Source organism: Azospirillum agricola (assembly GCF_017876095.1).
In the GTDB taxonomy this organism is placed as follows: Bacteria; Pseudomonadota; Alphaproteobacteria; order Azospirillales; family Azospirillaceae; genus Azospirillum; species Azospirillum agricola.
Genome location: NZ_JAGINM010000023.1, coordinates 82039 through 107398 on the forward strand (window position 1 = coordinate 82039; position 25360 = coordinate 107398).

A 25360-nucleotide genomic window follows, 5' to 3' on the forward strand; every position below is an offset into this window, starting at 1 on the left:
GCTAATTCGAATCCGCCCCGGCTTCACCAATCTCGCCCGTGCGAAAAGGGGGCAGGACCGGCCACATAGAGCCACGAGCGGTTCCCGGGCGGCGCTCCAACGGAGTAGTCGCCCACCCGCCCCAGCATCATCGACCGGCCGGAGCGGTCCGTCCCCGCTCCCGCCCCTCTTTCCTCAGGAGATGCGCATGCCGAGCCCTCGTGACGTCCTGGAACTCGTCGAGCGAATGCGGTGCGTGTCCAACGACGCCGAACGCCGCGCTCTGCTGGCGTCCCTGGGCGCGGTGGAACGGCCGACCATCCTGTCCTTCCTGAACGCCCATGGCGTGAACGTCTGCATGGCGTCCGATCAGGCGCTGGCCGCCTTCCGGGCGTCCGACATCCTGCTGCGCGACGGGGTCGGCCTCCAGTCCGTGCTGCCCTTCCTGGGCTTGCAGCCCGGCCTGAACATGAACGGCACCGACTTCATTCCGCTGCTGCTCCGCACGCTGCCGGCCCGCAAGGTCGCCGTCTACGGCACCGCCACCCCCTGGCTGGAGCGCGCCCGCGCCGTGCTGGAGACGAACACGCCCCACCAGTACGCCGACCTCCAGCACGGCTTCCATCCGGTGGAGCATTACGTCGCCCAGGCCCGCGCCTCGCGGCCCGACGTGATCCTGCTCGCCATGGGGATGCCGCGGCAGGAGGAGGTGGCCGCGCTGCTCAAGCGCTCGCTCGATTATCCGGTCCTGATCGTCAACGGCGGGGCCATCGTCGATTTCCTGGCCGGCCGCTTCAAGCGCGCGCCGGAGGCCGTCCAGCGCTCCGGCCTGGAATGGGCCTTCCGGCTGGCGCAGGAACCGAAGCGCCTGTTCAACCGCTACTGCGTCGGTGCGTTCGGCTTCGCCCGCACCGTCCTGCTTCTCCGCCGTGCCGCCTCGCTGCGGTCCACGCCCCTTCGTCCCGCCCCCATCCAGTCCACCGGGTCCGCCTCGGCCGCGCCCCGCACGCCCATGCACAAGGAGCTTTGAGACGTGGAAAACCTTCCCCAGATCAATCGCGGCGGCCCGCCGGCTCCGGCTTGGCCCACCAGCGTCGGCCATCACATGCCGCGCAACGAGTTCGAGGGACAGGCCCCCGCCATGGGCCCCGACTTCCGTTTCATCCTGCGCGTGCTCGGCGCCCACAAGATGCTGATCGCCGTCATCGTCGTGCTGCTGACGGCGCTCACCGCCTTCGGCGTCTCGCTGCTGAAGGACCAGTACACGTCGGAAGCCCTGCTGCTGGTCGACAACCGGCAGGTCCGCGTGGTGCGGGCGGAGGATCAGGCGCTGGGCTCCATCCCGGCCGAGGACGCCGCCATCCTCTCCGAGATCGAGATCCTGAAATCCACCGCCGTGCTGTCCCGCGCGGTGGAGGACCTGAAGCTCGCCACCAACCCGGAATTCAACCCGCCGGTCCAGGCCGACGAGACCAAGCCCTTCGTGGAGCGGGCCACCGCCTTCCTCCGCGACAAGGCCCACATCGTCTGGGGTGAGGAGCTGCCCGGCCCGGTCACCGCCATCCTCGCCCACGGCGACGGCATGACCAAGGACACGCTGGCCCGCGAGGCCCACGCCTCGGCCGGCATCGACGGGATCCTCGACCGCCTGCGCCGCAAGCTGGACGTCGCCATCGTCGGCCGCTCGCGCGTCATCCAGGTGCGCTACACCGCCAAGAACCCGGAGCTGGCGCAGGACGTCGTCGACACCATCGTCCGCCGCTACATGGAAACCCGCCAGCAGATGGACCGCGACCTGTCGACCAGCGCCGTGGCCTGGTTGCAGGACCGCATCGACACCCTGCGCAAGGAGGTCGCCGAGGCCGACCAGCGCGTCGAATCCATCCGCTTCAAGGCCGGGCTGGTCAAGGGCGGCAACGGCCTGATGGCCACCGGCGAGCTTGAGCAGGCCCGCCTGCGCCTGGCCGAAGCCTCGGCCCTGCGCGCCCGCGCCGTCGCCCAGGCCGAGACGCTGGAGCGTCGCGGCGGCAACGGCGCCAGCATCGCCTCGCCGGTCGTCGCCCAGCTCCGCGCCACCGTCGCCGCCATCTCCACGGAAATGGCGCAGCTCTCCCGCCAGTATGGTCCGAAGCACCCGCGCATCCTGGAGCTCCAGGCCCGCCTGTCCGAGGCCAACTCCTCGATGCAGACGGAAATGCGCCGCGAGATCACCGGCGTCCGCGAGGCGGCCAACGTCGCCATCGAGCAGGAAAACGCCCTGAAGGCGATGATCGCCAAGCTCGAGTCCGGCTACCAGACGATGGCGGAAGAGGCCGTGCCGCTGCGCACCCTGGAGTCCGAAGCCACCGCCAAGCGCACCCTGCTCGACAGCCTGATGGCCCGCCTGGAGGAGGTTTCGGCCCAGCAGGACAACCGCGCCTTCCCGACCGCCGTCAAGCTGGTCTCGGCGCCGCAGGTCCCGCATGAGCCGTCGGGTCCCTTCCGCGTCCTTCTGCTGATCGCCGGTTTCGCCGCCTCGGTCTTCATCGCCATCTTCACCGTCTTCGGCATCGAGCTGCTCCAGCGCCGCATCCGCACGCCGGAGACCGTCCGCCGCATCCTCGGTGTCGGCAACGTCCACATCGTCCCGCACCACTCGACCCGCGGCGCCCGCGGCCGGCTCTACCAGATCTTCCAGAACCACCCCTTCTCGCTGTTCAGCGAATCCCTGCGCGCCCTGTTCCGCAACCACCTGTCGGATCTGGGTCCGGTCGGCTCGATCGCCGTCACCTCGGCCCGCCCGCAGGACGGCAAGACCTCGATGAGCCTCGCCGTCGCCCAGGTCGCCGCCCAGGCCGGCCGCCGCGTGGTGGTCGTGGACACCGACTTCCGCCGCTCGCGCATCGACGGCCTGTTCAACCTGTCGGCCAAGAAGGGCCTGTCGGACTGGATCGCCGGCACCGCCACGCTCGACGAGATCGTCCACAGCAGCGACGACGTGCCCTTCGCCATGGTCCCGGCCGGCCGCCTGATGCCGGAGACGCTCGACCGCTTCAACGTCGACGGCCTCGTCCACCTGATGGCCGGCCTGTCGCCGCACTTCGACCTGGTGGTGTTCGACACCGCCCCGGCGCTGGCCGTGTCGGACGCCCGCATCGTCTGCGGCGCCGCCTCCAAGGTGCTGTTCGTCAGCCGCTGGGGCCACACCACGGCCAGCGACCTCCAGGCGGTCGCCGACCTCGGCCCGATCGACCACGAGAAGTTCGTCGCGGTGATGACCGACGTGAACCTGAAGAAGGCCGCCTCGCGCGGGTATGAAGGGCCGTACAACAGCTACATGGCGACCCGGAAATACTACGGCGACAGCAGCCTGCGGGCCGCCCCGTAAGGCCTGCGGACCAAGCCTTCGGCACTCCCTCTCCCCTGACCGGGAGAGGGAGTTTTTTCATTCCTTCCGTCGAAAACAGCACGTGGACTGGCCCTTATGACCAAGCTCACGCTTCCATCCCCCCGCCGTCGCGACGTCCTGCGCGTGGCGGCCTGCGCCGCCGTCCTGGCGAGCTGCCGCGCCGCCACCGACCCGACCGCCGCCATCGCCGCCGCCTCCCACCCGGACCGGCCGGACGAGCCGGCGGTGACGCTGCGCGACGTCTGCCGCGCCGCGAAGATCCGCCACGGCGCCGCGCGCGACCATTTCATCGATCCCGAGGATCCGGCTCTCGACCGTCTGATGGCCCGCGAATGCGACGTCGTCACGCCGGAGAATGGCGGGAAATGGGCGGTCTTCCAACCCGAGGAGGGGTATTTCGACTGGCGCCGGATGGACGCCAGCGTCGAGCTGGCGCGCGGCATCGGCGCCATGCCCAACTGGCACACGATCATCTGGCAGCACATGGGCATGCCGCCCTACATGAAGCTGCCGGTCGAGCGGCAGCCCGAGCTGGGCATCGCCGAGAACGCCTATTTCTCGCCCGACGGCACGCTCGGCCCCGACACGGTGCAGACGCGCTTCGCCGACACGGTCGCCCGCGTCAAGGCCCGCTACGGCGACAATTTCTACCGGATCGACGTCGCCAACGAGGTCTTCTTCTGGGAGACCGCCGACAGCCACCCGCAGGAGCAGGACCGCTTCGGCTTCCGGCGCGGCATGTGGTGGGTCGCCGCCGGCGGGGCCGAGGCCGGGCCGGAATGGCTCGACCCCTTCTTCCACCAGGCCCGCGCCGCCTTCCCCAACGCCAAGCTGGTGATCAACGAGTTCGGCATCGAGCTGAACGAGGGCTGGCAGCAGCGCAAGCGCGCCTATCTGCTCGACTGGCTGACCGGCGCGGTCAAGCGCGGCGTGCCGCTCGACGGCATCGGGCTGCAAAGCCATCTGATCGCCGGCAAGCCCTACGACCGCGAGGGCATGCGCCGCTTCCTGCGCGCGGTCGACCGGCTGGGGCTGGCCGTCCACATCACCGAGATGGACGTCGACGAGACACGCCTGCCGCGTTCCTGGTCGCGGGCGGAGAAGGACCGCACGCTGGCCCTGCTCGCCGGCCAGTATCTGAGCGACGTGGCCGCCAATTCCCGGCTGGAGGAACTGGTCTGGTGGCACCTGCGCTCCGACCTGAACTTCATCGCGCGCGAGAACGCCGGCATGGATCCGCAACCCTCGCCCTACGACCGCCACTCCCGCCCGCTTCCCATGTACGAGGCGGCGGTCCAGGCGCTGCGCGGCAAGACCCGTGCCGGTTGAGCGTCGTACGGGGTAACGCCATCCGAGGCGCTAGCCCGCCCGATCGCGCCGCGCCACCGCCCGTCCGCACCAGGGCAGTCCGGCGGCCGCGACCCCACATCCCGGTGGTGTCGCGGTTCACCGAACGAGGTCGATCTTGGATCAGCCAACCACCCCCCTGGATGCTCAAGACCTGATCACCCGTTACAAGCGGAAGTTCCATCTGGCCCCGTCCTATCCGTTGAGCGAGGCGATGGTGCGGCAGCATTGGGACCTGGAGCGCCAGCTCGCCCGCGAGCTGCTCGATTCCAGCCGGGAGAACCGCTGGGACACCTTCGAGCGCGCCTACACGACGCTCTACTCCGGCTGCCCCTGGCTGAACGAGGCCGAGGACGACGCGGCCACCCGTGACGACGATCTCGACTTCCGCCATTTCCTCACCCTGCTCGGCGGGCCGCAGGATGTCTACGAGGTCGGGTCGGGCAAGGCGCGGCTGCTGCGCTACCTCGCCCGCCACGGCTACCGCTGCGTCGCCACCGAGGTGACGCGGGAGCGCGGCGAGCGCTGGATCGAGGAGGATCCCAACATCACATGGCGCTGCTGCGACGGCGTCAACCTCGCCCGCTTCGAGCCGGCCAACCGCTACGATTCGGTGATCTCGACCCACGTCATCGAGCATTTCCATCCCGAGGACGTCTCCCTCCACATGGAGAACGTCCTCGCCATCCTGAAGCCGGGCGGCCGCTACGTCCTGAACATGCCGCACAAGTTCGCGGGCCCGATGGATCTGTCGGAGGTGTTCGGCTTGGACGAGCCGATTTGCATGCATCTGCGCGAATACACCTGGGCGGAGACGGCGGATCTGCTGGCCCGAGCCGGCTTCGACCGGATCGAGGCGGTCTATGTCGCGCCGATGGCGTTGCGGCGGCGCTGGAACCTCCACTTCGCCGGACGCGGCTATCTCGCCTATGTGCGGGGGGCGGAGGCATTTTTGGGACGCTTGCCGTTAACCCTAAAGCGCAAGCTCGGAAGGGTTGGTCAGCTCTATCTGTTCCGTCCCGAGGTGTTCATGGTTGCTCGCAAGCCCGATTGAGGCAAGGCGACTCGGAAAAATATTGTTTGAATTCATCTATTTAGAGACGCACATACCCCTTTGTTGCGCTTGCGCATCACAAAAGGGGTATTTTCGCGTCTCTTTCTTTTCACAGCCCTGCGTGGCATTCGGGCCGCATTTCCCTAAAATGCGAAATACCTCGTTAACCTTTTCCGTCCAATCTGGGCTCCAGCGAAACACGGAAAAGAGGTTACTTCCAATGGCAACGAACCCCGTCGATACGACCTTCGTCGTCAACGCTTCGGGTCTGGCTGCCGGAGGGGTCTGGCCGCATTTCAAGTTCCTCGTCGACGGCGTGACCGTTGGCCAGGCGACGGTCAATTCCACCAACGCCGGCCGATACAGCTTCACCACCAAGGTTGCGCCCGACGCCGCGCACAAGATTCAGATCGTGTATGACAACGACTGGCTGTCCACGGACAAGGCCGGCATGTACCGCGATCTCATCGTCAAGTCGATCGAAGTGAACGGCAAGACCCTTGCCTCCACCAACTCGGCCGTCTCCTACGCCGCCGATGGCCAGGGCACCCTGGCCGGCCAGGAGGGCATGTGGTGGAACGGGTCGCTGAACTTCAACATGGCCAAGGATTTCTTCCCCGGCTCGACCACCCCGACGACGCCGACCAACCCCACCAACCCGACCAACCCCACCACCGGCACGACGCCGATCATCGTCAACGCCCAGGGCACGCCCGCCGGCGGCGTGAACGCCCACTTCAAGGTGATGGTCGACGGCAAGGTGATCGGTGAGGCGACCGCCACGACCGGCGCGAAGGACTACACCTTCAACGCGAACGTCACCGCCGATCAGGCCCACAAGGTCCAGATCCAGTACGACAACGACGCCTACATCAACGGCCAGGACCGCAACCTGACCGTCAACAAGATCACCATCGGCGGCAAGGCCGTCGCCCCCACCGACAGCATCGTCACCTATGACAAGGGCGCGCTCGACGGCAAGGACGTCGCCGCCGGTCAGAAGGACATGTGGTGGAACGGCACGCTGGTCGTGAACGCCGACAAGTCGTTCTTCGCCAACGGCGGCACGACGACGCCGACCAACCCGACGAACCCGACCAATCCCACGAACCCGACGCAGCCGAGCCTGTCGGTCAACGACGTGACGGTGACCGAGCCGACCGCCGGCACCAGCACGGGCTCCAAGGGCATCGCGCCGGGCTTCCTGCACACCGATGGCGGGCAGATCGTCGACAGCGCCGGCAACAGCGTCAAGCTGACGGGCGTCAACTGGTTCGGTGCCGAGGGCTACGCCTTCGCGCCGCAGGGGCTGTGGATGGACAGCTACCAGAACCACATGAACAAGATGCAGGAACTTGGCTTCAACGTCATCCGCCTGCCCTTCTCCGACGCCATGCTCGACAACGGCCGCATGCCGACCGGAATCGACTATTCGAAGAACCCGGATCTGAAGGGCCTGACCTCGCTCCAGGTCTTCGACAAGATCATCGACTACGCCCAGAAGACGGGCATGAAGATCATCCTCGACCACCACCGCTCCGGCGACGGCGCGTCGGCGAACGAGAACGGCCTCTGGTACACCAGCCAGTATCCGGAATCGAAGATGATCGAGAACTGGAAGATGCTGGCCCAGCGCTACGCCGGCAACGACGCGGTCATCGCCGCCGATCTGCACAACGAGCCGCACGGCGCCGCCACCTGGGGTGACGGCAACATGTCCACCGACTGGGCGCGCGCCGCCGAGCGGATCGGCAACGCCATCCAGTCCGTGAACAAGGACTGGCTGATGATCGTCGAGGGCGTCGAGATCGTCAACAACAACTGGTACTGGTGGGGCGGCAACCTGCTCGGCCAGAAGAACTACGACGTCAACTTCAACGTCGACAACAAGCTCGTCTACTCGGTGCACGACTACGGTCCGTCGCTGCACATGATGGACTGGTTCAAGGCGTCCGACTTCCCGAACAACATGCCGGCGAAGTGGGACCAGATGTGGGGCAACCTCATCAAGAACGACCAGTACCCGGTCCTGATCGGCGAGTTCGGCAGCCGCATGGAGACCGCCATCGACAAGGTCTGGATGCCCAAGCTGATCCAGTACATGAACGGCGACTGGGACGGCAACGGCACCATCGACCTCGCCAAGGGCGACCAGGGTGCGAGCTGGACCTACTGGGCCTGGAGCCCGGGTTCGGGCGACACCGGCGGCATCATGACCGACAGCTGGCAGGTGGACTACAACAAGTACAACGCCATCAAGCCCGGCCTGTTCAGCGGCTCGACCGGCGGTTCGACCACCACCACGACCGACGCGGTCTTCACCGTGAAGCTGTCCTCGGCCGCCACCCAGGCGGTGACCGTTGACTACGCCACGGTGGACGGCACGGCCAAGGCCGGCTCGGACTACACCGCGACCAGCGGCAAGCTGACCTTCGCCGCCGGCGAGATCAGCAAGACCGTCACGGTCAAGGTGCTGAGCGACAGCGTCACCGAGGGCAACGAGACCTTCAGCCTGAAGCTGTCGAACTCGACCCAGGCGACGATCGCCGACGGCACCGGTGTCGGCACCATCATCGACGCCGCCGCCAAGGCTGCCGCCGCTGCCGCTCCGGCCGCCGAAGCCGCCGCCGCGACGAACGTGTACAATGCGTTGGCCACCCCGCCGAACATCGACACGGTTCTGACCACCGCCGGCATCGATCTGGCCCACGTCACCCATGCCGACCTCGTGGCGGCCGAGGCGATCGTGAGCTACTACGACTCGCTGCACCAGGACCTGTTGCAGCACGCGGCCTGATCGTCCGCTCGGATCGAAGGTCTAAAGGAAAGGGCCGGCAGCGCACGCTGCCGGCCCTTTCCTTGTCCGCTCCCCGTCACCGTCAGGGGGTCGAGGGCGCCCGACGCGGCAGGCGCGGCAGCATCTTGACCAGCACCGCGCGTCCCGCCGACCCGATGCCGGGACCGAACAGAACCACCCCCAGGAAGGCCAGGGTCAGCAGAACCTTCTCCGCCGTGAAGGTCGGATCGACCGCGTCGCCGAACAGATAGGCCCCGGCGGCGTAGGCGACGGCGGCCGGAGCCAGGATCCAGCCGATGCGCGCCGCGTTCAGCGGCACGTCGCCCTCGGCAATCCGGCGGCGCACCGCCTCGGTCAGCACGAGCTGGAAGACCTCGCGCCCGAGATTGGCGAGCGCCGCGCCGAACACGCCCCAGCGCCACACCAGCGCCACCGCCAGCGCCGTGCCGACCGCGAGGCTGGCCGCCGAGATCCAGGGCAGCACCCCGACCCGCCGCGCCTTCAGGATGGCGACCTCCGGGTTCATGCGGACGCCGTGCAGCACGAAGGCCAGCACCAGCAGCGGCATGCAGGGCAGCACCGGCGCGTAGGCGTCCGACGCGATCAGCCAGAGGATTTCCGGCGCGGTCAGCGCCATCCCCAGAGCGGCGGCGGTCAGCAGCGTCACGAACAGGTGGAAGACGAAATCGGCCTGGGTGCCGTCGCTCTCCCGCCCGGCCTCCAGCCGGCTGACCGACCAGATTTGCAGGAAGGACGCGGTCAGGAACATGTAGAGGATCTGCGCCAGCCGCATGCCGAAGGCGAAGATGCCGACGGCGGCGGTGGAGAGCAGGATGTTCAGCAACCAGCGCGCCACGAAGTTGTTGGCGATGTCGAGCAGCGACTGCGGCATGTAGGGCAGCCCGAGCGTCGCCACCCGCTTCAGCACCGGCCAGGAGAAGCCGGCGCCGTTCTCGCGCAGGATCACCACCATCAGCCCGAGCCCGAGCACCGCGAAGGATCCGCCGTTGGCCAGGAAGATGCCCTCGACGCCCAGCCCCATGCCCCAGAGGAACAGCAGGTTGAAGCCGAGCAGCGCCACCACCTTGGCCACCGACACCAGCAGGCACAGGCCCGACCGCTTGCGCACCCGGTAATAGGCGAGCGCCAGCTCGAACAGCGTGGTCAGCGCCACGCCGGCCAGCGCCAGCGCCATCACCGGCGCGTGCTCGCCCGATCCGAACATCGCCCAGCTTCCCGCCAGCCCGGCCGGATAGGCCAGCCCCAGCATCGACACCGACACGGCGAACAGGGCGATCAGGCAGGTCGACACCACGCGCTGCCGGTCGCGGCCCTCCTCATGCTCGAAATAGACCGCGGTGAAGGCGTTGCTCATGCCGATCATCAGCATGACCGCCAGCAGGTCGCTGACCACGACGACCAGCGCGTAGACGCCGAACTCGGGCGGCGCCAGCAGTTTGGTGTAGAGAGGCAGCAAGAGCAGGCCGGCCGCCCGGTTGACCACGTTGGCCACCATGAACAGCCAGCCATGCCTGATGATGTTTCCAGCTTCCGAAGCCATGCGTCTCCCCGCACCAACGCCTGAGCGCGGCCGTGCTCTCGCGGCCGCACAAGAAGAGTGGCCCCAATCATTGGGAGTGGTCGGAGCACCGTCAATTCGGCCTTGAAGCCGGTCGGAGCACTCTTCGGGGCTATTCTCTCCCGCTCCGGGCGAGGGGGCGCGCGGGGGCACCCCCTTGCGAGTACACATTCCGTCCTGGCCGACTCTGCCGCCGCGCAACCGAAACTCGCAAGGGGGCGTTCGCGCCGGCGCCTTGTCCGGAATTGCTGGCGAACCCCGTTCGGAGCCGCCCGCCCCCACCTCTTCGGCGGGCCGTCCGGCGGCGCCCGTCGGGACGGACCTGAAAGCCCGACCGAAAGGATGAGCGCCGGCACCCCTCTACCCACAATTCGCGGATAGCGGAAGGTGCCGACCGGGGTGGACAGGCCCGGTCCGCCCACCCGTTGCGCTATCCCCTCTGGAGGCGGCACCACCAAAGCATCGTCTTTAATATTTCATGGTCCGCACCGTTCGAAGCCCTGGGGTTATCGCCGACGCGGAAGCAAAACCCCTATGATCTGTTGCTGAACGGCGTTTCTCATCCTAATTCGTACTTCAACAAGACGCGGCCCTGCTTCCACGTCGCATAAAGAGCGCAGTTCTCATAAATACGCCGACGGCGAATTTCGTGATGGGCGCTTTGCGGCGGGAGAATGTTGAGGCCGGTCGAAAGGCTGATGACGAGCGACCACCCGCACGGCGGGCGTGCGGGCTGGCTGGCATTCCCTTCAAACTCACGGGACCTGCGATGAGCAAATTGGACCCCGAAGTGGTCATCGATCTGACCCCGGCCAAGAAGGCGGCCATTCCGCCGCTGGCCCCCGGACTTCTGCTGGCCCTATCCGACGGTTTCGTGCTCGCTCTGGTCGGATGGGCGCTGAACCACTTCTTCGCGCCCGACACGGCACCCGTCGAGGCGGAAGCCTGGCAGCGTTCCCTGGTCACCGGCCTGATGCTGGTGCCGCTGGTCAAGTCGGTCTTCGGGATCTACACGCTGGGCCGCTTCGACTACATGGAACGGACCCGCCGCACCTTCCAGGCGGCCTTCCTGTGCTGCGCCGTGCTGGCGGTTCCCTTCATCGTGATGGACGGCTTCCGCTCCTTCTTCGTCGAGGCGCTGTCGATCGCGCTGCTCGGCTTCGCCACCACCTACGTCGCCGACCTCCTGCTCATCCAGGGGCTGCTGGCGAGCGCGCTCGACTGGCGGACCCCGGTCGTCATCGTCGGCGCCGGCGCCCAGGGCGCCGCCATCGCCGAGAAGCTCCAGCGCCTGCCCTGGCTCGGCATGCGCCCGGTCGGCTTCGTCGACAACGACGACTCCCTCTGGCAGACCCGCGTCTCCGGCCTGCCGGTGATCGGCCCGGTCGACCTGCTGGCGAAGTCTCCGGCCATGGCCAGCCAGGCCCACGCCGCCATCGTCGCCGACATGGGCCGCCACGGCTGCGAAGTGACCGAACTGGTCCGCAAGCTGCCCTTCAAGCAGGTCTACTGCGTGCTGGGCGAGGGCAACGTCAGTGCCGTCGACGCCACCTACCACAACCTGCACGGCTCGCTGGCCCTGCGCGTCAGCGTCCGCCCGCCGACCGGCTACCTGCGCATCCGCCGCGCCATGGACATCGTGCTGTCCAGCATCCTGCTGGTCCTGGTCGCCCCGCTGATGCTCGGCCTCGCCGTGGCGATCAAGCTCGACAGCCCCGGCCCGGTGATGTTCCGGCAGAAGCGCTGGGCCGGCGGCAAGCAGACCTTCGACCTGCTGAAGTTCCGCTCGATGCACATCAACGCCGAGGAGCATCTCCAGCAGCTTCTGGAAAACGATCCGGTCGCCCGCGAAGAGTACATGACCTACCACAAGCTGACGGTCGATCCGCGCATCACCCCGCTGGGCCGTTTCCTGCGCAAGACCTCGCTCGACGAGCTGCCGCAGCTGTGGAACATCCTGATGGGCGACATGAGCCTGATCGGTCCGCGCGCCTACATGCCGAAGGAACTGCCGGAGGTCGGCGCCTCGGCCGAGGTGATCGGCACCGTCCGCCCCGGACTGACCGGCTACTGGCAGGTGTCGGGCCGCCACCGCACCACCTTCCAGGAACGCGTGTCGATGGACGTCTTCTACGTCCGCAACTGCGGCCTGCTCTTCGACTTCTTCATCCTGTGCAAGACGGCGGTGATGGTTCTGAAGGGCGACGGGTCGTAAGGCCGCCCCACCCCGCCTCGAGGCCCTTCGCGCTTCCCCCGGCGCGAAGGGCCTCGAGGCGTTTTGGGGGGAACAGCCTCACGGACCGCCAATCGGAGCGCGGGAAAAGGAGGGGACACGGCGGTTGCGGGTACCCCGGACGGGGAAAGCCTCCTTCGGTCTAACGCCTCCGCCTGTCTACGCGGGCGCGGCATCGGTGGGCATCTTCTTGTTGCACAGCCAAAAGCGGAACGGCAGCTCATGAGAATCCTCGAATTTCTGGAAAAGAGCATCACCGTGGTGTGCATCATGGCCTTCGGCGGCACGGTGCTCCCGGTTCTGCTGACCGGCGGCAGCGTCGTCGCCGCCGATCAGGAATCGTCGGGCGCCATGATGTTCTTCGCCGGCATCTACGTGCTGATCCTGCTGCTGATCGCGCTGCGCCCCAGCCTGGCCTTCCGCATCCCCACCGCCAGCCCGGCGGTGACGGTGCTGCTGGTGCTGGCCTTCGTGTCGGCGCTGTGGTCGCTCTACCCGGACGTCACGCTGCGGCGCTCGCTCGCCTTCCTGTTCACCACGGTGTTCGGGATCTACATGGCGCTCCGCTTCACCTTCCCGGAGATCATGCGCCTGCTGGCGACCGGCCTGTCGGCGCTGATGTTCCTCTCCTTCGCCTCGGTCGTCGCCATGCCGGCGGTCGGGCTGGACAGCGCCCAGCATGTCGGCGCCTGGAAGGGCATCTTCTTCCAGAAGAACGTGACCGGCCGCATGATGGTCTGGCTGGTTCTGTGCCTGCTCTGGCTCGACTGGCAGCGCGAGGCCAAGCGCTGGGTGACGCGCTCGCTGCTGGCGCTGGCGCTGCTGCTGATCGTCATGTCGCGCTCGGGCACCGGCCTCGTCACCTCGGTGCTGGTGGCCGCCGCCCTGCTCGCCACCGGGCTGGTGCGCGGCAACATCCGCAGCTTCGCGCCGACCATGGCGCTGATGCTGGTCGCGCTCATCCTCGCCGGCACCGCCACCGCCTCCTTCTGGCACGACGCGCTCTACGCTCTGGGCCGCGATCCCACCCTGACCGGCCGCACCGTGCTGTGGGAGCATGTGCTGGGCTCGATCTCCGACCGCTCGCTGCTCGGCTACGGCTACGCCGCCTACTGGTACGGCGCCTACGGGCCGGGAAGCGCCTTCGTCGAGAGCTGGGGCATCAACTCCGCCCACAACGGCTGGCTGGAGGCGACGCTCGACCTCGGCGTTCCCGGCGTCATCATCCTGATCGTCATCATGGGCCGCCTGCTGTTCCAGGGCTTTTTCGCCGCCCGCTACGGCGCCAGCCGGGCCGAGCCGGCCTGGGCCTTCGCGGTGGGCTGCGCGCTGGTCGCCATCTCGATCTCCGAAAGCGTGTTCCTGGAGCGCCACTCCATGAACTGGATCGTCCTGGTGATCGGCGTCGTCCGCCTGATGGAGCACAGCCGCCGCCAGCGCTTCCTGCAAGCCCAGCACCACGCCCGCGCGCAGAGGCAGGCGCGCGAGCAGGCCGCCTACGCCGCCAACGCCCCGATCTATGCCGGACCCGGCCGCCCATTTTGAGGCCACTCCCCATTCCCCTTCGACCGAAGGCACAATCATGAAGTCCTCGAAAGAGCTGGTAACCGTCGTCATACCGACCCGCAACCGCCCCGACATGGTGATGCGGGCCGTGCAGAGCGCACTGGCGCAGACCCACAAGGCCCTGGAGGTGATCGTCGTCATCGACGGCCCCGACCCGGCCACCGCCGCGCATCTGGCGACGCTGGCCGACCCGCGCCTGACCGTCCTGGAGCTCGAGAAGAACCAGGGCGCCGCCGAGGCCCGCAACATCGGCGTGCGCCGGGGCAAGGGCCAGTGGATCGCCTTCCTCGACGACGACGATCATTGGATGCCGGAGAAGGTGGCCTTGCAGATGGCGGCCCGTCCGCCCGGCGTGCGCTACCCGATCATCAGCTGCCGCTGCCAGGTGGTGACGGCGCGCGGCAACTTCGCCTGGCCGCGCCGGCTGGCGACGGTGAACGACTCCATCGGCGACTATCTCTTCGTCCGCCGGGGCCTGTTCAAGGGCGAGACCTTCGCGCCGACCACCACGCTGCTGGCGCCCAAGGCCCTGCTGGAGCAGGTTCCCATCCCGGAATCACGCTTCGACGACTGGGAGTGGCTGATCACCTGCGGCACGCTGGACGGCGTGGCGCTGGTCCACATCCCGCAGGTGATGGCGGTGCACTACACCGAGAACAACCGCGTCACCCTGTCGACCTGCCGCAACATCGACCTCGCCATCGAATGGGCGGAATCGATGCGCGAACGGCTGTCGCCGCGCGCCTACGCCAGCCTGCTGTTGCAGGCCACCGGCGGCGAGCAGGCGGCGCGGACCGCCGGGGTGCGCTGGCGGATCCTGAACTCGGCGCTGCGCGACGGGCGGCCGACGCCGATGGCGCTCGCCACCTTCACCATGCACTCGTTGATGCCGGTCGGTCTCCGGCGGCGTCTGCGCCAAGCCCTGTTCTCCGCGCCCGGCGCGGCCTGATGACGACGTCGGAAGGACCGGACTCCATGCAGAAATTCCGCGCCCCGCGCACCGACCAGACCCAGCCGGGCCATAGCAAACCGGCGGCGGCCCGTTCCGCCAAGGAACGGGTGGCCATCGTCTTCGCCACCCCCGGAGCCCTCGACGGCGGCGGCGGCATCGGCCGCATGACCGGCTACGTCGTCGACCAGTTCGCCGCCAGCCCCGGCGCGCCCAGCACGATCGTGCTCGACACGCGCGGCACCGGCAGCGTGCTGTGGTCCCCCTTCTTCCTCGCCGGCACGATGGCCCGGCTGGCTTGGTTCCTGGCCCGGCGCCGGGTGTCGGTGGTCCACATCAACGTGTCGGAGAAGGGCAGCTTCCTGCGCAAGGCGGCGATCCAGGCGGTGGCCGGGCTGTTCTCCTGCCCGACCGTGGTCCATCTGCACGGGGCCTCCTTCGTCGAGTATTTCGAGAGCGGCGCCTTCCCCCGCGCCATCAGCCGCTGGCTGTTCAACCGCTGCGGCCGCGCCGTGGTGCTGGGCGACAACTGGCGCGACTATCTGGTGCAGTCGGTCGGCACCGACCCGCACAAGGTCCGGGTGCTCTACAACGCCGTTCCCGACATCGGCGCCGACCTGGCCCCGCGCGATCCGCCGCCGCCGGGGGCGGAGCTGTCGCTGCTGGTGCTGGCCAACCTGTCGGAGCGCAAGGGCATCGGCACGCTGCTGCGCGCCTGCCAGCGCCTGAAGGAGCGGGGCCTGCGCTTCCACGTCACCATCGGCGGCGGCGGCGACGTCGACGGCTACCGCCGGATGGCCGAATCCCTGGGGGTGGCCGAGGAATGCCGCTTCCTCGGCTGGGTGTCGCGCGAGGACGCGCACGCCCACATCAAGTCGCATGACCTGCTGCTGCTGCCCTCGACCCACGAGGGGCTGCCGATGGTCATCCTGGAGGCGCTGTCGGCGCAACTGCCGGTCATCACCACCCCGGTCGGCTCGATCCCCGAGGTGCTGACCGACGGCGAGACCGCCCGGATCATCCCGGTGAACGACCCGGCGGCCCTGGCCGACGCCATCGCCGGGCTGGCCGCCGACCCGGCCCTGCACCGCAAGCTGGCGGAGCAGGGACGGCGGCTGTTCCTGAAGCAGTTCGTGATCGACGCCTACGGCAAGTCGCTGCTCGCCATCTACCAGGAGCTGGACCGGCCGGGAGCCGAGCTCGACCCCCGTCTGGAACCGCTGGCCGAAGCGGCGAGCGCGTCCCCCAAGGCGACGGTACCCCGCATGGGCGGACGCTGACCGAACGAGGTAATCGCCCCGGCATAGATGTTCTTCCGGTTGCTCCAAAACAGGTCCGTCGGACATGGCCTCGGCAAAGGCGCCTAACACCCTCGGACCGTTGCTGTCGCGTTATTCTCGACGGTATTTTCAAATACCTGCTTTGGAGTGGATAGCGCCGGACTCTTCTTTGGAACTTCGCCGGGATCAATACAGATCGCTTCCCCCTCCGGATGGAGACCGACCGTTCGGGTCGGGGGAAACAGCGAGCGGGCACAAGGACCAGGAGCGGACATGATCTACATCGTCTCCCCCGGCGGCACTCAGGAAAAGGGCGGCATGGGACGGGTCGTCGACAACTTCACCACCGATCTGCGGGAAAACTGCCCGGAGGTGCGGTTCGAGGTGGTCGACAGCTATGGTCCCGGCAAATTCCGGCTGATGCCCTTCTACTTCGCCCGCGCGACGGCCCATCTGACCGGCTGTTTCGCCTCGGGCAAGGCGCAGCTCGTCCACATCCACATGGCCGAATACGGCAGCGTGCTGCGCAAGGGCATCCTGATCGGGCTCGCCCGCGCCTTTGGCGTGCCGGTGGTGCTGCATCTGCACGGCGGCCGCTTCCCCAAGCATTACAAGGACGCCAACCCGCTGATCCGCTGGGGGATCCGCCGCATGATGGCGATGACCAGCGAGATCGTCGTGCTCGGCGAGTTCTGGCGCGACTGGGTCGCCGACGCCTTCGGCCCCGACGCGCGGCGGCGCACCACGCTGCTGCACAACGCCGTGCCGGGGCCGGCGCAGCCGCCGCGCCGCGCGGCGGAGGATGACGGGGCGGAGGCCGGCCCGGTGCGGCTGCTGTTCCTCGGCCGGCTCATCAAGCTGAAGGGCATCGACGTGCTGCTGAACGCGCTGGCCTCCCCCGCCTGCCGCGACAAGCCGTGGCATGTGACCATCGCCGGCGACGGCGACCTCTGCACCTACCGGGCGCTCGCCCAGGATCTGGGGATCGCCGACCGTGTGCGCTTCACCGGCTGGCTCGACCAGCAGGGCTGCCGGCGCGAACTGGCCGCCGCCCAGGTGCTGGTACAGCCCTCGATGTTCGAGGGGCTGCCGATGTCGGTGCTGGAGGCCATGGCCGAGGGGCTGACCATCGTCGCCACCCCGGTCGGCAGCGTTCCCGACGCCATCGCCGACGGCGAGACCGGCCTGCTGGTGCCGCCCGGCGACACCGACGCACTCGCCGCCGCGCTGGCCCGCGTCATCGACGACCCCACCCTGCGCCGCAACCTCAGCGTCGGCGCCCGCTCGCGCTGGGAACGGCAGTTCGACATCGCCGTGTACCGCGAGCGGATTCTCGACATCTACCGGCGCAACGCGCGGGCCTGGAGGACCGAGACCGAGACTCCGCCCACCGCCGGGCCCATGGCGGCCCGCGGGCCCGCAGAACGCACCGGATGACGCCCCCGGCTCCGCGCGCCCCGCTCCGCAAGGAAAGGGGTGCGCGGAGCCGGTCATGTCTTGAGCGGCGCCGCCCGGACCATGTCTTGAGCGGCGCCACGGAAAAAGGAACGGACACCATGAAGCAGCAAACCATTGCCGCCATGGTGCGCTGGTCGGGATTTGGCGCCTTGCAGCGCTTCCTGATGGCGCGCCGGGGCGTGACCATCGTGGTCTACCACAACCCCGAACCCGAGGTGATGCGCCAGCATCTGGAGTGGTACGCGAAGCGCTACAACTTCACCACGCTGGACGCCGTCGCGACGGCGATGGAAACCGGGCGCTGGGACGCACTGCCGCCCTACCCGCTGGTGGTGACCTTCGACGACGGGCATCGGAACAACACGGCGCTGGCCCCCCTGTTCCGCGAATACGACCTGCGGCCGACCGTCTATCTGTGCAGCCGGATCGTCGGCACCGCGCGGCCCTACTGGTGGAAGACCGCGGCGGCCGACCGCATCGGGGTGGAGACGCTGAAGCGTGTCCCCGACGCCGAGCGACGCCGCCTGCTGGCGGAGGCCGGCAACGACCCCGACCGCGACGGCGCCGACCTCCAGGCGATGAGCTGGGACGAGGTCGCCCGCATGACCGACGTCGCCGATTTCGGCGCCCACACCCGCACCCACCCGATCCTTCTGCAATGCGACGACCGGCTGTGCGCCGAGGAGATCGGCCTGTGCCGGACGGAGCTGGAGGAGGCGGTCGGCCTGCCCTGCCGCCATTTCGCCTTCCCCAACGGCGACTTCAGCGAGCGCGAGGTGGAGGAGATCCACAAGGCCGGCTACCGCACCGCCCGCACCATCGATCCCGGCTGGAACGGCGCCGGCAGCGATCCGCTGCGGCTGAAGGCCTTTCCGCTCTCCGACGACGCGTCGGTCGAGTGGCTGAGCGTCCAGCTCACCGGAATTCCGGCCTGGCTGCGCAAATGGAAGTCGCCGGCCACCCCCGCGCAGCCGGCGGCCGGCTGGAAGCCGGACAGCGCCACCCCGTCGGCCCATCAGCCGGCCGGCGTATGACCGCCTACCCTCGGCCTGGAGGCCGATGCGGAAGTCAAGCACTTCGAGTTCTAAGATCTATGCCGACCGTTTCAAGCTCTACATCCCGGAACAGAGTGGCTAACCACAGTCTTCGACCCACCCCTATCCTTTGCTCTCTCGCCAAACCAGGAATTTGACACAATAAAAGTACTGTATCACGCGGATGCGAAACGCGGTGACCGGGCCAGGGAAGGCTCAACCGCCAGATGAGACCAGCCACCGTTTCACGCCCGAACCTACGAGGAGTTTTCAGCGACATGCGGACCGCCACCCTGACCGAAACGACCCTGAACGCTCCCGCCCTGCCGGAGATCCGCGCCTTCATCGTGGAGAACTTCCTGCTCGGCAAGGACTCCGGCTTCGACAACGGCGAATCCCTGCTGGAATCCGGCATCATCGACTCCACCGGCATCATGCATGTCGTCGCCTTCCTGGAGGAACGCTTCGGCATCGCCGTCGACGACGAGGACATGATCGCCGACAACCTGGAATCGGTGAACCGCATCACCGCCTTCGTCGAGCGCAAGCAGACCCTGCGCACCGCCGCCTGACGGCGGCACCGGACGCGCCGCGGAACCGGAAACCGGTTCGGCCCGCCGGCTCTGTTGATTGACGGGGACGATCATGGCCCATCTGCTTCATCAGTTCCTGACCGAGACCGCCGCCCGCACCCCCGCGCACACCGCGCTGATCGCGGGCGACGCCCGCCGCTCCTTCGCCGAGCTGGACCGTGACAGCGACGCCGTCGCCTGCGCGCTCCAGTCGGCGGGGATCGGACGCGGCGACCGCGTCGCGGTGATGCTGGAGAACTCCATCGAGTATGTCGCCGGCCTGTTCGGCGCGCTGAAGGCCGGCGCCGTCTTCGTCCCCGTCAATCCCTCCACCAAGTCCGACAAGCTGGGCTATCTGCTGGCGGACTGCGGCGTCCGCGCCCTGCTGGCTCCGTCGGCGCTCGCCCGCCAGGTCCTGCCCGCCCTGTCCGACCTGCCGACCCCGCCGGCCGTCCTGTGGGTGGGCGCCGCCCTTCCCCCGGAGACGGAGGGGCTGCTCTACGCCGACGCGCTGTCGGCCCCGCACCGGGTCCCCGCCGCCCCCGGCCTGATCGACCAGGATCTGGCGGCGATCATGTACACCTCCGGCACCACCGGCCGCCCCAAGGGCGTGATGCTGACCCACGCCAACTTCGTCAACACGAGCTGGGCGATCTCCAGCTACCTCGAAAACACACCCGACGACGTCGTGATGTGCGTCCTGCCGCTGACCTTCGGCTATGGCCTGTCGCAGATCCTCACCGGCGCCCGCGTCGGCTTCACCGTCGTGCTGGAGCGCTCCTTCGCCTTCCCGCTGGAGACGCTGAAGCGCATGGTCCAGCACCGCATCACCGGCCTGCCGGGGGTGCCGACCTTCTTCTCGACCCTGCTGAACCTTGAGGCGCTGAAGACCGCCGACCTGTCGTCGCTGCGCTACGTCACCAACGCCGCCGCCCCGCTGCCGGCCGCCCATCTGCGCCGCGTGCGCGAACTGTTCCCGCAGGCCGTCTTCCATTCCATGTACGGCATGACCGAGTGCTGCACCCGCATCTGCACGCTCGACCCGGCCGACCTCGACAGCAAGCCGGCCTCCGTCGGCCGCGCCATCCCCAACTGCGAGACCTTCATAGCCGACGAGGACGGCAACCGCCTGCCCCCCGGCACGGTGGGCGAGCTGGTGGTGCGCGGCGCCAACGTGATGCGCGGCTACTGGAACCGTCCGGAGGAAACCGCCAAGCGCCTGCGCAGCGGCCCGCTGGGCGAGACGCTGCTGTTCTCCGGCGACCTCTTCACCCAGGATTCCGACGGGCATCTCTACTTCGTCAGCCGCAAGGACGACGTCTTCAAGTGCCGTGGCGAGAAGGTCAGCCCCAAGGAGGTCGAGAACGTCCTCTACGAGCTGGAGGCCGTCGCCGAGGCCTGCGTCGTCGGCGTCCCCGACGCCGCCGACGGCCTCGCGGTGAAGGCCTATCTGGTGCCGCGCGACGGCGCCATCCTGTCGGAGCCGGCGATCCGCCAGCACTGCCGGGGCCGGCTGGAAAGCCATCTCGTGCCCAAGTTCCTGGAAATCCGCGACGCCCTGCCGAAAACCGAAACCGGCAAGATCCGGCGGGCCGACCTCGCCCAGACGGCCTGATCGGGGCCGCCTGACCTCCCCTCCGCCCCGCCCCTCCCTTCCGCAAAGAGAGAGCAATCCCATGTGTGGTGTCGCCGGAGTTCTCGCCGGACCGCGCGCCGAACCGGCCGATCTGGACGAGCTGAAGCGGATGATCGCCATGCTGGGCCATCGCGGCCCGGACGGCTACGGCTTCTACCGCGACGAGCGGGTCGGGCTGGCCCACGCCCGCCTCAGCATCGTCGGCCTCGCCGGCGGTTTCCAGCCGATCCACAACGAGGACCGCACGCTCTGGGTCAGCTACAACGGCGAGATCTTCAACCACGTCGAGCTGCGGCGCGACCTTGAGGGGCGCGGCCACCGCTTCTACACCCAGACCGACACCGAGGTGATCGTCCACGGCTTCGAGGAGTACGGGCCGGCCCTGTGGTCCAAGCTGAACGGCCAGTTCGCCATCGCCCTGTGGGACGCGCGCCGCCACGACCTCTGGCTGGTCCGCGACCGGCTCGGAATCCTGCCGCTGTTCCATGCCCGGCGCGGCGACCATCTGGTCTTCGCCTCGGAGGCCAAGGCCCTGTTCGGCGGCGGCCGCGTCACGCCGGAGTTCGACCCGGCCCGCCTCGCCCAGGTCTTCACCCACTGGAGCGCCGCCCCCCACGGCAGCGTCTTCGCCGGGGTCGAGAGCGTGCCGGCGGCGACCGCCATCCGCATCGACGCCAACCTCGTGCCGCACGCCGAGCGCTACTGGCAGCCCGATCTGTCCGGCGACGCCTCCCTGTCGGACATCTCGCTCGACGAGGCCGCCGACCGGCTGGAGGAGAAGCTGCTCGACGCCATCCGCCTGCGGCTGCGCGCCGACGTGCCGGTCGGCGTCTACATCAGCGGCGGGCTCGACAGCTCGGTGATCGCGGCGCTGGCCCGCAAGCTCGACACCACGACCATGCACAGCTTCGGCGTGCGCTTCACCGACGCCGGCTTCGACGAGACCCCGCAGCAGCGCCTCGTCGCCGCCCATGTCGGCACCGAGCATCACGACATCCTCTGCGGCCCGCAGGACATCCAGGCCGCCCTGCCCGACGTGATCTGGCACGGCGAGTCGCCGCTGGTCCGCACCGCGCCCGCCCCGCTCTTCCTGCTCTCCCGCCTCGTGCGCGACAGCGGCATCCGCGTCGTGCTGTCCGGCGAGGGCGCCGACGAGTGGCTGGCCGGCTACGACATCTTCAAGGAGGACAAGGTCCGCCGTTTCTGGGCGCGCCAGCCGGATTCCAAGGCGCGTCCGAAGCTGCTCGGCCGCGTCCACCCCTTCGCCGCCGTCACCGGCCAGAAGGACAGCCCGCTGTGGCAGGCCTTCTTCAAGCGCGGCATGATGGAGACCGACGAGCCCTTCTACGCCCACCGCACCCGCTGGCAGAACACCGCCTGGTCGCAGCGCCTTCTGAACGGCGACGTCCAGGCCACCGCCGACGCCGCCACCTTCGAGGAACGGATCGCCGCCCACCTGCCCGACGGCTGGTCGCGCTGGTCGCCGCTCGCCCGCACCCAGTGGGCGGAGATCGCCTCCTTCATGACCCCTTACCTGCTGGCCAGCCAGGGTGACCGCGTCGCCATGGCCAACAGCATCGAGGTCCGTTATCCCTTCCTCGACCCGGGCGTCGACGATCTCTGCGCCGCCCTGCCCGACCGGGTCAAGATGCTGGGCCTGCGCGACAAGCTGGCGCTGCGCCGCCTCGCCGCCCGCCATCTGCCGGCGGAGATCGGCCACCGACCCAAGCGCCCCTACCGCGCGCCGATGACCAGCGCGCTGTTCGGCGCCGACGCGCCCGCCTATGTCCGCGACCTCCTCTCGCCCGAGGCTCTGTCGCGCTACGGCCTCGCCGACGCCACGGCGGTGTCGGCGCTGGCCGAGAAGGCCCACCGCCAGAACGGCCACATGGCCGGCGAGCGCGAGGAGATGGCGCTGGTCGGCGTGCTGACCCTGCAAATGCTGGCCAAATCCATGCTCGACGACCTGCCCCAGCGCGTCCGCCAGCAGCGCGACGCCCTGGAGCGCGCCGACATCCATGTCCTGGAGGACCGCCTCGCCACCGCCCGCTCCACGGCGGCGGCCTGACGCCTCTGTCCACTCCTACCGACGATGCTTCAACCGCGAACCGGGAAATCTGACGCCATGCTGAACGCCCTTCACTCGTTCGACTCCAAGGCCCTCGATCTGGACTACGAGGCCGCGGCGCGTGAGATCGAGCAAGCCATCCAGCGCATCGTCGCCCATGATCTGCGCCGCCAGGGCATCGTGCTCGGTGTGTCCGGCGGCATCGACAGCTCGGTCTGCGCGGCGCTCGCCGTCCGCGCCCTGGGGCCGGAGCGCGTCTGCGCCATCCTGATGCCGGAGAAGGAGAATTCGCCGAAGAGCACCCGCCTCGGCACCCTGCTCTGCGAGCATCTCGGCGTCACGCCGATCATGGAGAACATCACCGCCCCGCTGACCGCGCTCGGCTGCTACGAGCGGCGCGACAACGCCATCCGCCGCCTGTTCCCGGAGTTCGGCCCCGGCTGGAAGCAGAAGATCGGCCTCGCCGCCGGCCTGCTCGACGCCGACCGCGTCAACTACTTCACCCTGACCGTCGAATCGCCGGACGGCGAGCGCCAGAGCAGCCGCATGCCGGTTGACGTCTATCTCGACGTCGTCGCGGCGACCAACCTGAAGCAGCGCATCCGCAAGACGGTCGAATACACCCACGCCGACCGCCTGAACTACGCCGTGCTCGGCACGCCGAACCGGCTGGAATACGAGCTGGGCTTCTTCGTGCGCGGCGGCGACGGTCTGGCCGACCTCAAGCCGATCGCTCACCTCTACAAGTCGCAGGTCTACGGGATGGCGGCCCATCTCGGCCTGCCCGCCGAGATCCAGGGCCAGTCGCCGAGCACCGACACCTACACCCTGCCCCAGTCGCAGGAGGAGTTCTACTACGCCCTGCCCTACGACCAGCTCGATCTGGCGCTCTGCGCCTACGGTCGCGGCGCGTCGGAGGAGGAGGCCGCCGCTGCCCTCGGCATTCCGGTCGAGCAGGTCCACCGCGTCTACAAGGACATCACCGCCAAGCGCCGCACCTCGGCCCGCATCCTGCGCCACGCCGCGCTGGTGCAGCCGGTTGACATCGGGAGCGACGCATGAGCGTCATCGACTGGAAGCAGCGTGGGGTCGTCCGGTATGAGCCGGAGGACCGCCCTCTTCTGGAAACCTTCCAACGGGAGACTTTCGGCGCCGACGCCATGCAGCTGGCGCCCGACCACTTCCACTGGCTGTTCGAGGAACCGCCGGAGCGCGACGACGAGGGCGTCCAGCTCTGGGTGTGCAAGCGGAACGGCGCGATCGTCGGCCAGCAGGGCGGAATCCCCTTCGCCCTGAAGGTCGGCGAACGGACCCGCAAGGCGTCCTGGGCCATCGACCTGATGGTCGCGGCCGAATGGCGCCTGCGCGGGGTCGGTCCGGCCCTGTCGGAAAGCCACATGGCGGCCAGCGACCTCGCCGTGTCGCTGTCGATGACCGACGCCGCCTACAAGTCCTACAAGCGCGCCGGCTGGACCGACCTCGGCAACATTCCGACCTACCTGCGCGTCCTCGACCCGCCGCGCTGCCTGCGGGTCAGCCCCTACGGCGGCGGCTTGGCGAAGCTGGTGGCCAAGGTCGGCAAGCCGGCCCTGACCACCGCCTCCTTCGGCTACGCGATGGGCAGCCGCGCCTTCGGGGCCAAGCTGGTCGAGATCGGCAGCTTCGACCACCGGGTCGACGAGCTGTGGGAGGCGGCCTCGCCCCAGCATCCGGTGATCGCCCGGCGCGACTGGGCCTTCCTGAACTGGCGGTTCGACGCCTCGCCCAAGGCGGACCGGCACCGGCGCTTCTACGTCACGCGCGGCGAGACCGTGCTGGCCTACGTCGTGCTGCGCGTCGACCACTGGAAGGGCGAGCCGGTGGCGGTGGTGTGCGACTATCTGGCCCGGCCGGGCTGGCTGATGCCCGCCTTCGCCCTGGTGGTCGATCAGGCGCGGCGCGAGGGGATGGCGGCGCTGATGTGCCGGACCCTGAACGCCCAGGCGGCGCGGCCGCTGTCGTTGATGGGCTTCCTGTGCCTGAAGAACGGGCTGCGCACGCCGACCCGCATGATGGTCCGGCCGGCGCTCGACCAGCCGGAGCTGAAACCGCTGACCGGCGATCCCAAGGCTTGGTTCGTCACGACCGCCGACAGCGACATGGGCTTCAAGAGCCTGGGCGAATAGAAAGGCAAGGGCCAGAATGCGAAAAGGGCGCCTTCCAACGGAAGGCGCCCTTTTTCGATCAGGATCGCGATAAAGCCGAGTTTCGTGACGGGTCGTGAATTCTGAGGATGCAATCCTCTCGGCGTCCATGAGCGGCTTACCGCTGTGCATGGCGCTCGGAGGAGATCAAGCCGATCGAGCGATTAGTAAGGCTTAGCTTCGGGCGTTGCCGCCCTTCCACACGCCTCCTATCGACGTGATGGTCTGTCACGGCTC

General features: G+C 68.6%; 17 protein-coding genes and 1 rRNA gene. 16 read left to right on the forward strand and 2 right to left on the reverse strand.

Going from position 1 to position 25360, the window contains the following annotated elements; genetic code table 11:
- The first annotated feature begins 187 nt into the window (after positions 1-187).
- From J2847_RS27180 to J2847_RS27200, 5 genes are all read left to right on the forward strand, one after another.
- Positions 188-1009: a WecB/TagA/CpsF family glycosyltransferase gene (locus J2847_RS27180; RefSeq protein ID WP_209781896.1), complete on the forward strand. Its 822-nt coding sequence runs from the start codon at positions 188-190 to the stop codon at positions 1007-1009.
- Between the two features lie 3 nt (positions 1010-1012).
- Positions 1013-3346, forward strand: coding sequence for a GumC family protein (locus tag J2847_RS27185; protein ID WP_325169497.1), 2334 nt, complete (start codon positions 1013-1015; stop codon positions 3344-3346).
- 96 nt (positions 3347-3442) lie between these two features.
- Positions 3443-4696, forward strand: coding sequence for an endo-1,4-beta-xylanase (locus J2847_RS27190; RefSeq protein ID WP_209781897.1), 1254 nt, complete (start codon positions 3443-3445; stop codon positions 4694-4696).
- Between the two features lie 136 nt (positions 4697-4832).
- The gene (locus tag J2847_RS27195) at positions 4833-5768 is read left to right on the forward strand and encodes a class I SAM-dependent methyltransferase (protein ID WP_233474820.1); all 936 of its coding nucleotides are present in this window, start codon (positions 4833-4835) and stop codon (positions 5766-5768) included.
- Positions 5769-5988: 220 nt separating this feature from the next.
- Positions 5989-8565 carry a cellulase family glycosylhydrolase gene (locus J2847_RS27200; RefSeq protein ID WP_209781898.1) on the forward strand — a complete coding sequence of 859 codons (2577 nt, stop codon included), beginning with the start codon at positions 5989-5991 and terminating at the stop codon, positions 8563-8565.
- Between the two features lie 82 nt (positions 8566-8647).
- Here the strand turns inward: J2847_RS27200 and J2847_RS27205 are convergent, their stop codons facing one another.
- Positions 8648-10126, reverse strand: coding sequence for a lipopolysaccharide biosynthesis protein (locus tag J2847_RS27205; protein WP_209781899.1), 1479 nt, complete (start codon positions 10124-10126; stop codon positions 8648-8650).
- A gap of 787 nt (positions 10127-10913) precedes the next feature.
- Here J2847_RS27205 and J2847_RS27210 point away from each other — a divergent pair.
- The 11 genes from J2847_RS27210 (at position 10914) to J2847_RS27260 (ending at position 25105) form a co-directional block, all read left to right on the forward strand.
- On the forward strand, positions 10914-12359 hold the full coding sequence (locus J2847_RS27210) for an exopolysaccharide biosynthesis polyprenyl glycosylphosphotransferase (protein ID WP_209781900.1): 1446 nt from the start codon (positions 10914-10916) through the stop codon (positions 12357-12359).
- Between the two features lie 240 nt (positions 12360-12599).
- Entirely contained in the window at positions 12600-13922 is a 1323-nt protein-coding gene (locus J2847_RS27215; RefSeq protein WP_209781901.1) for an O-antigen ligase family protein, read from the forward strand.
- A 37-nt stretch (positions 13923-13959) separates the two neighbouring features.
- A complete protein-coding gene (locus J2847_RS27220; protein WP_209781902.1) occupies positions 13960-14892 on the forward strand; it encodes a glycosyltransferase family 2 protein in 933 nt (310 codons plus the stop codon).
- 26 nt (positions 14893-14918) lie between these two features.
- Entirely contained in the window at positions 14919-16172 is a 1254-nt protein-coding gene (locus J2847_RS27225; RefSeq protein WP_209781903.1) for a glycosyltransferase family 4 protein, read from the forward strand.
- 273 nt (positions 16173-16445) lie between these two features.
- Positions 16446-17609 carry a glycosyltransferase family 4 protein gene (locus J2847_RS27230; protein WP_211114868.1) on the forward strand — a complete coding sequence of 388 codons (1164 nt, stop codon included), beginning with the start codon at positions 16446-16448 and terminating at the stop codon, positions 17607-17609.
- Between the two features lie 119 nt (positions 17610-17728).
- Complete coding sequence (locus J2847_RS27235) at positions 17729-18664, forward strand: polysaccharide deacetylase family protein (protein WP_209781905.1); 936 nt, start codon at positions 17729-17731, stop codon at positions 18662-18664.
- A 278-nt stretch (positions 18665-18942) separates the two neighbouring features.
- On the forward strand, positions 18943-19236 hold the full coding sequence (locus tag J2847_RS27240; RefSeq protein ID WP_209781906.1) for an acyl carrier protein: 294 nt from the start codon (positions 18943-18945) through the stop codon (positions 19234-19236).
- 73 nt (positions 19237-19309) lie between these two features.
- Positions 19310-20851: a class I adenylate-forming enzyme family protein gene (locus J2847_RS27245; protein ID WP_209781907.1), complete on the forward strand. Its 1542-nt coding sequence runs from the start codon at positions 19310-19312 to the stop codon at positions 20849-20851.
- A 61-nt stretch (positions 20852-20912) separates the two neighbouring features.
- Complete coding sequence (gene asnB / locus J2847_RS27250; protein WP_209781908.1) at positions 20913-22940, forward strand: asparagine synthase (glutamine-hydrolyzing); 2028 nt, start codon at positions 20913-20915, stop codon at positions 22938-22940.
- A gap of 57 nt (positions 22941-22997) precedes the next feature.
- On the forward strand, positions 22998-24002 hold the full coding sequence (nadE, locus tag J2847_RS27255) for an NAD(+) synthase (protein WP_085553902.1): 1005 nt from the start codon (positions 22998-23000) through the stop codon (positions 24000-24002).
- Complete coding sequence (locus J2847_RS27260; RefSeq protein ID WP_209781909.1) at positions 23999-25105, forward strand: GNAT family N-acetyltransferase; 1107 nt, start codon at positions 23999-24001, stop codon at positions 25103-25105. Before nadE ends, J2847_RS27260 begins: the two co-directional genes overlap by 4 nt.
- A 161-nt stretch (positions 25106-25266) precedes the next feature.
- Here the strand turns inward: J2847_RS27260 and J2847_RS35040 are convergent.
- A 23S ribosomal RNA gene (locus tag J2847_RS35040) occupies positions 25267-25360 on the reverse strand; the annotation flags it as partial.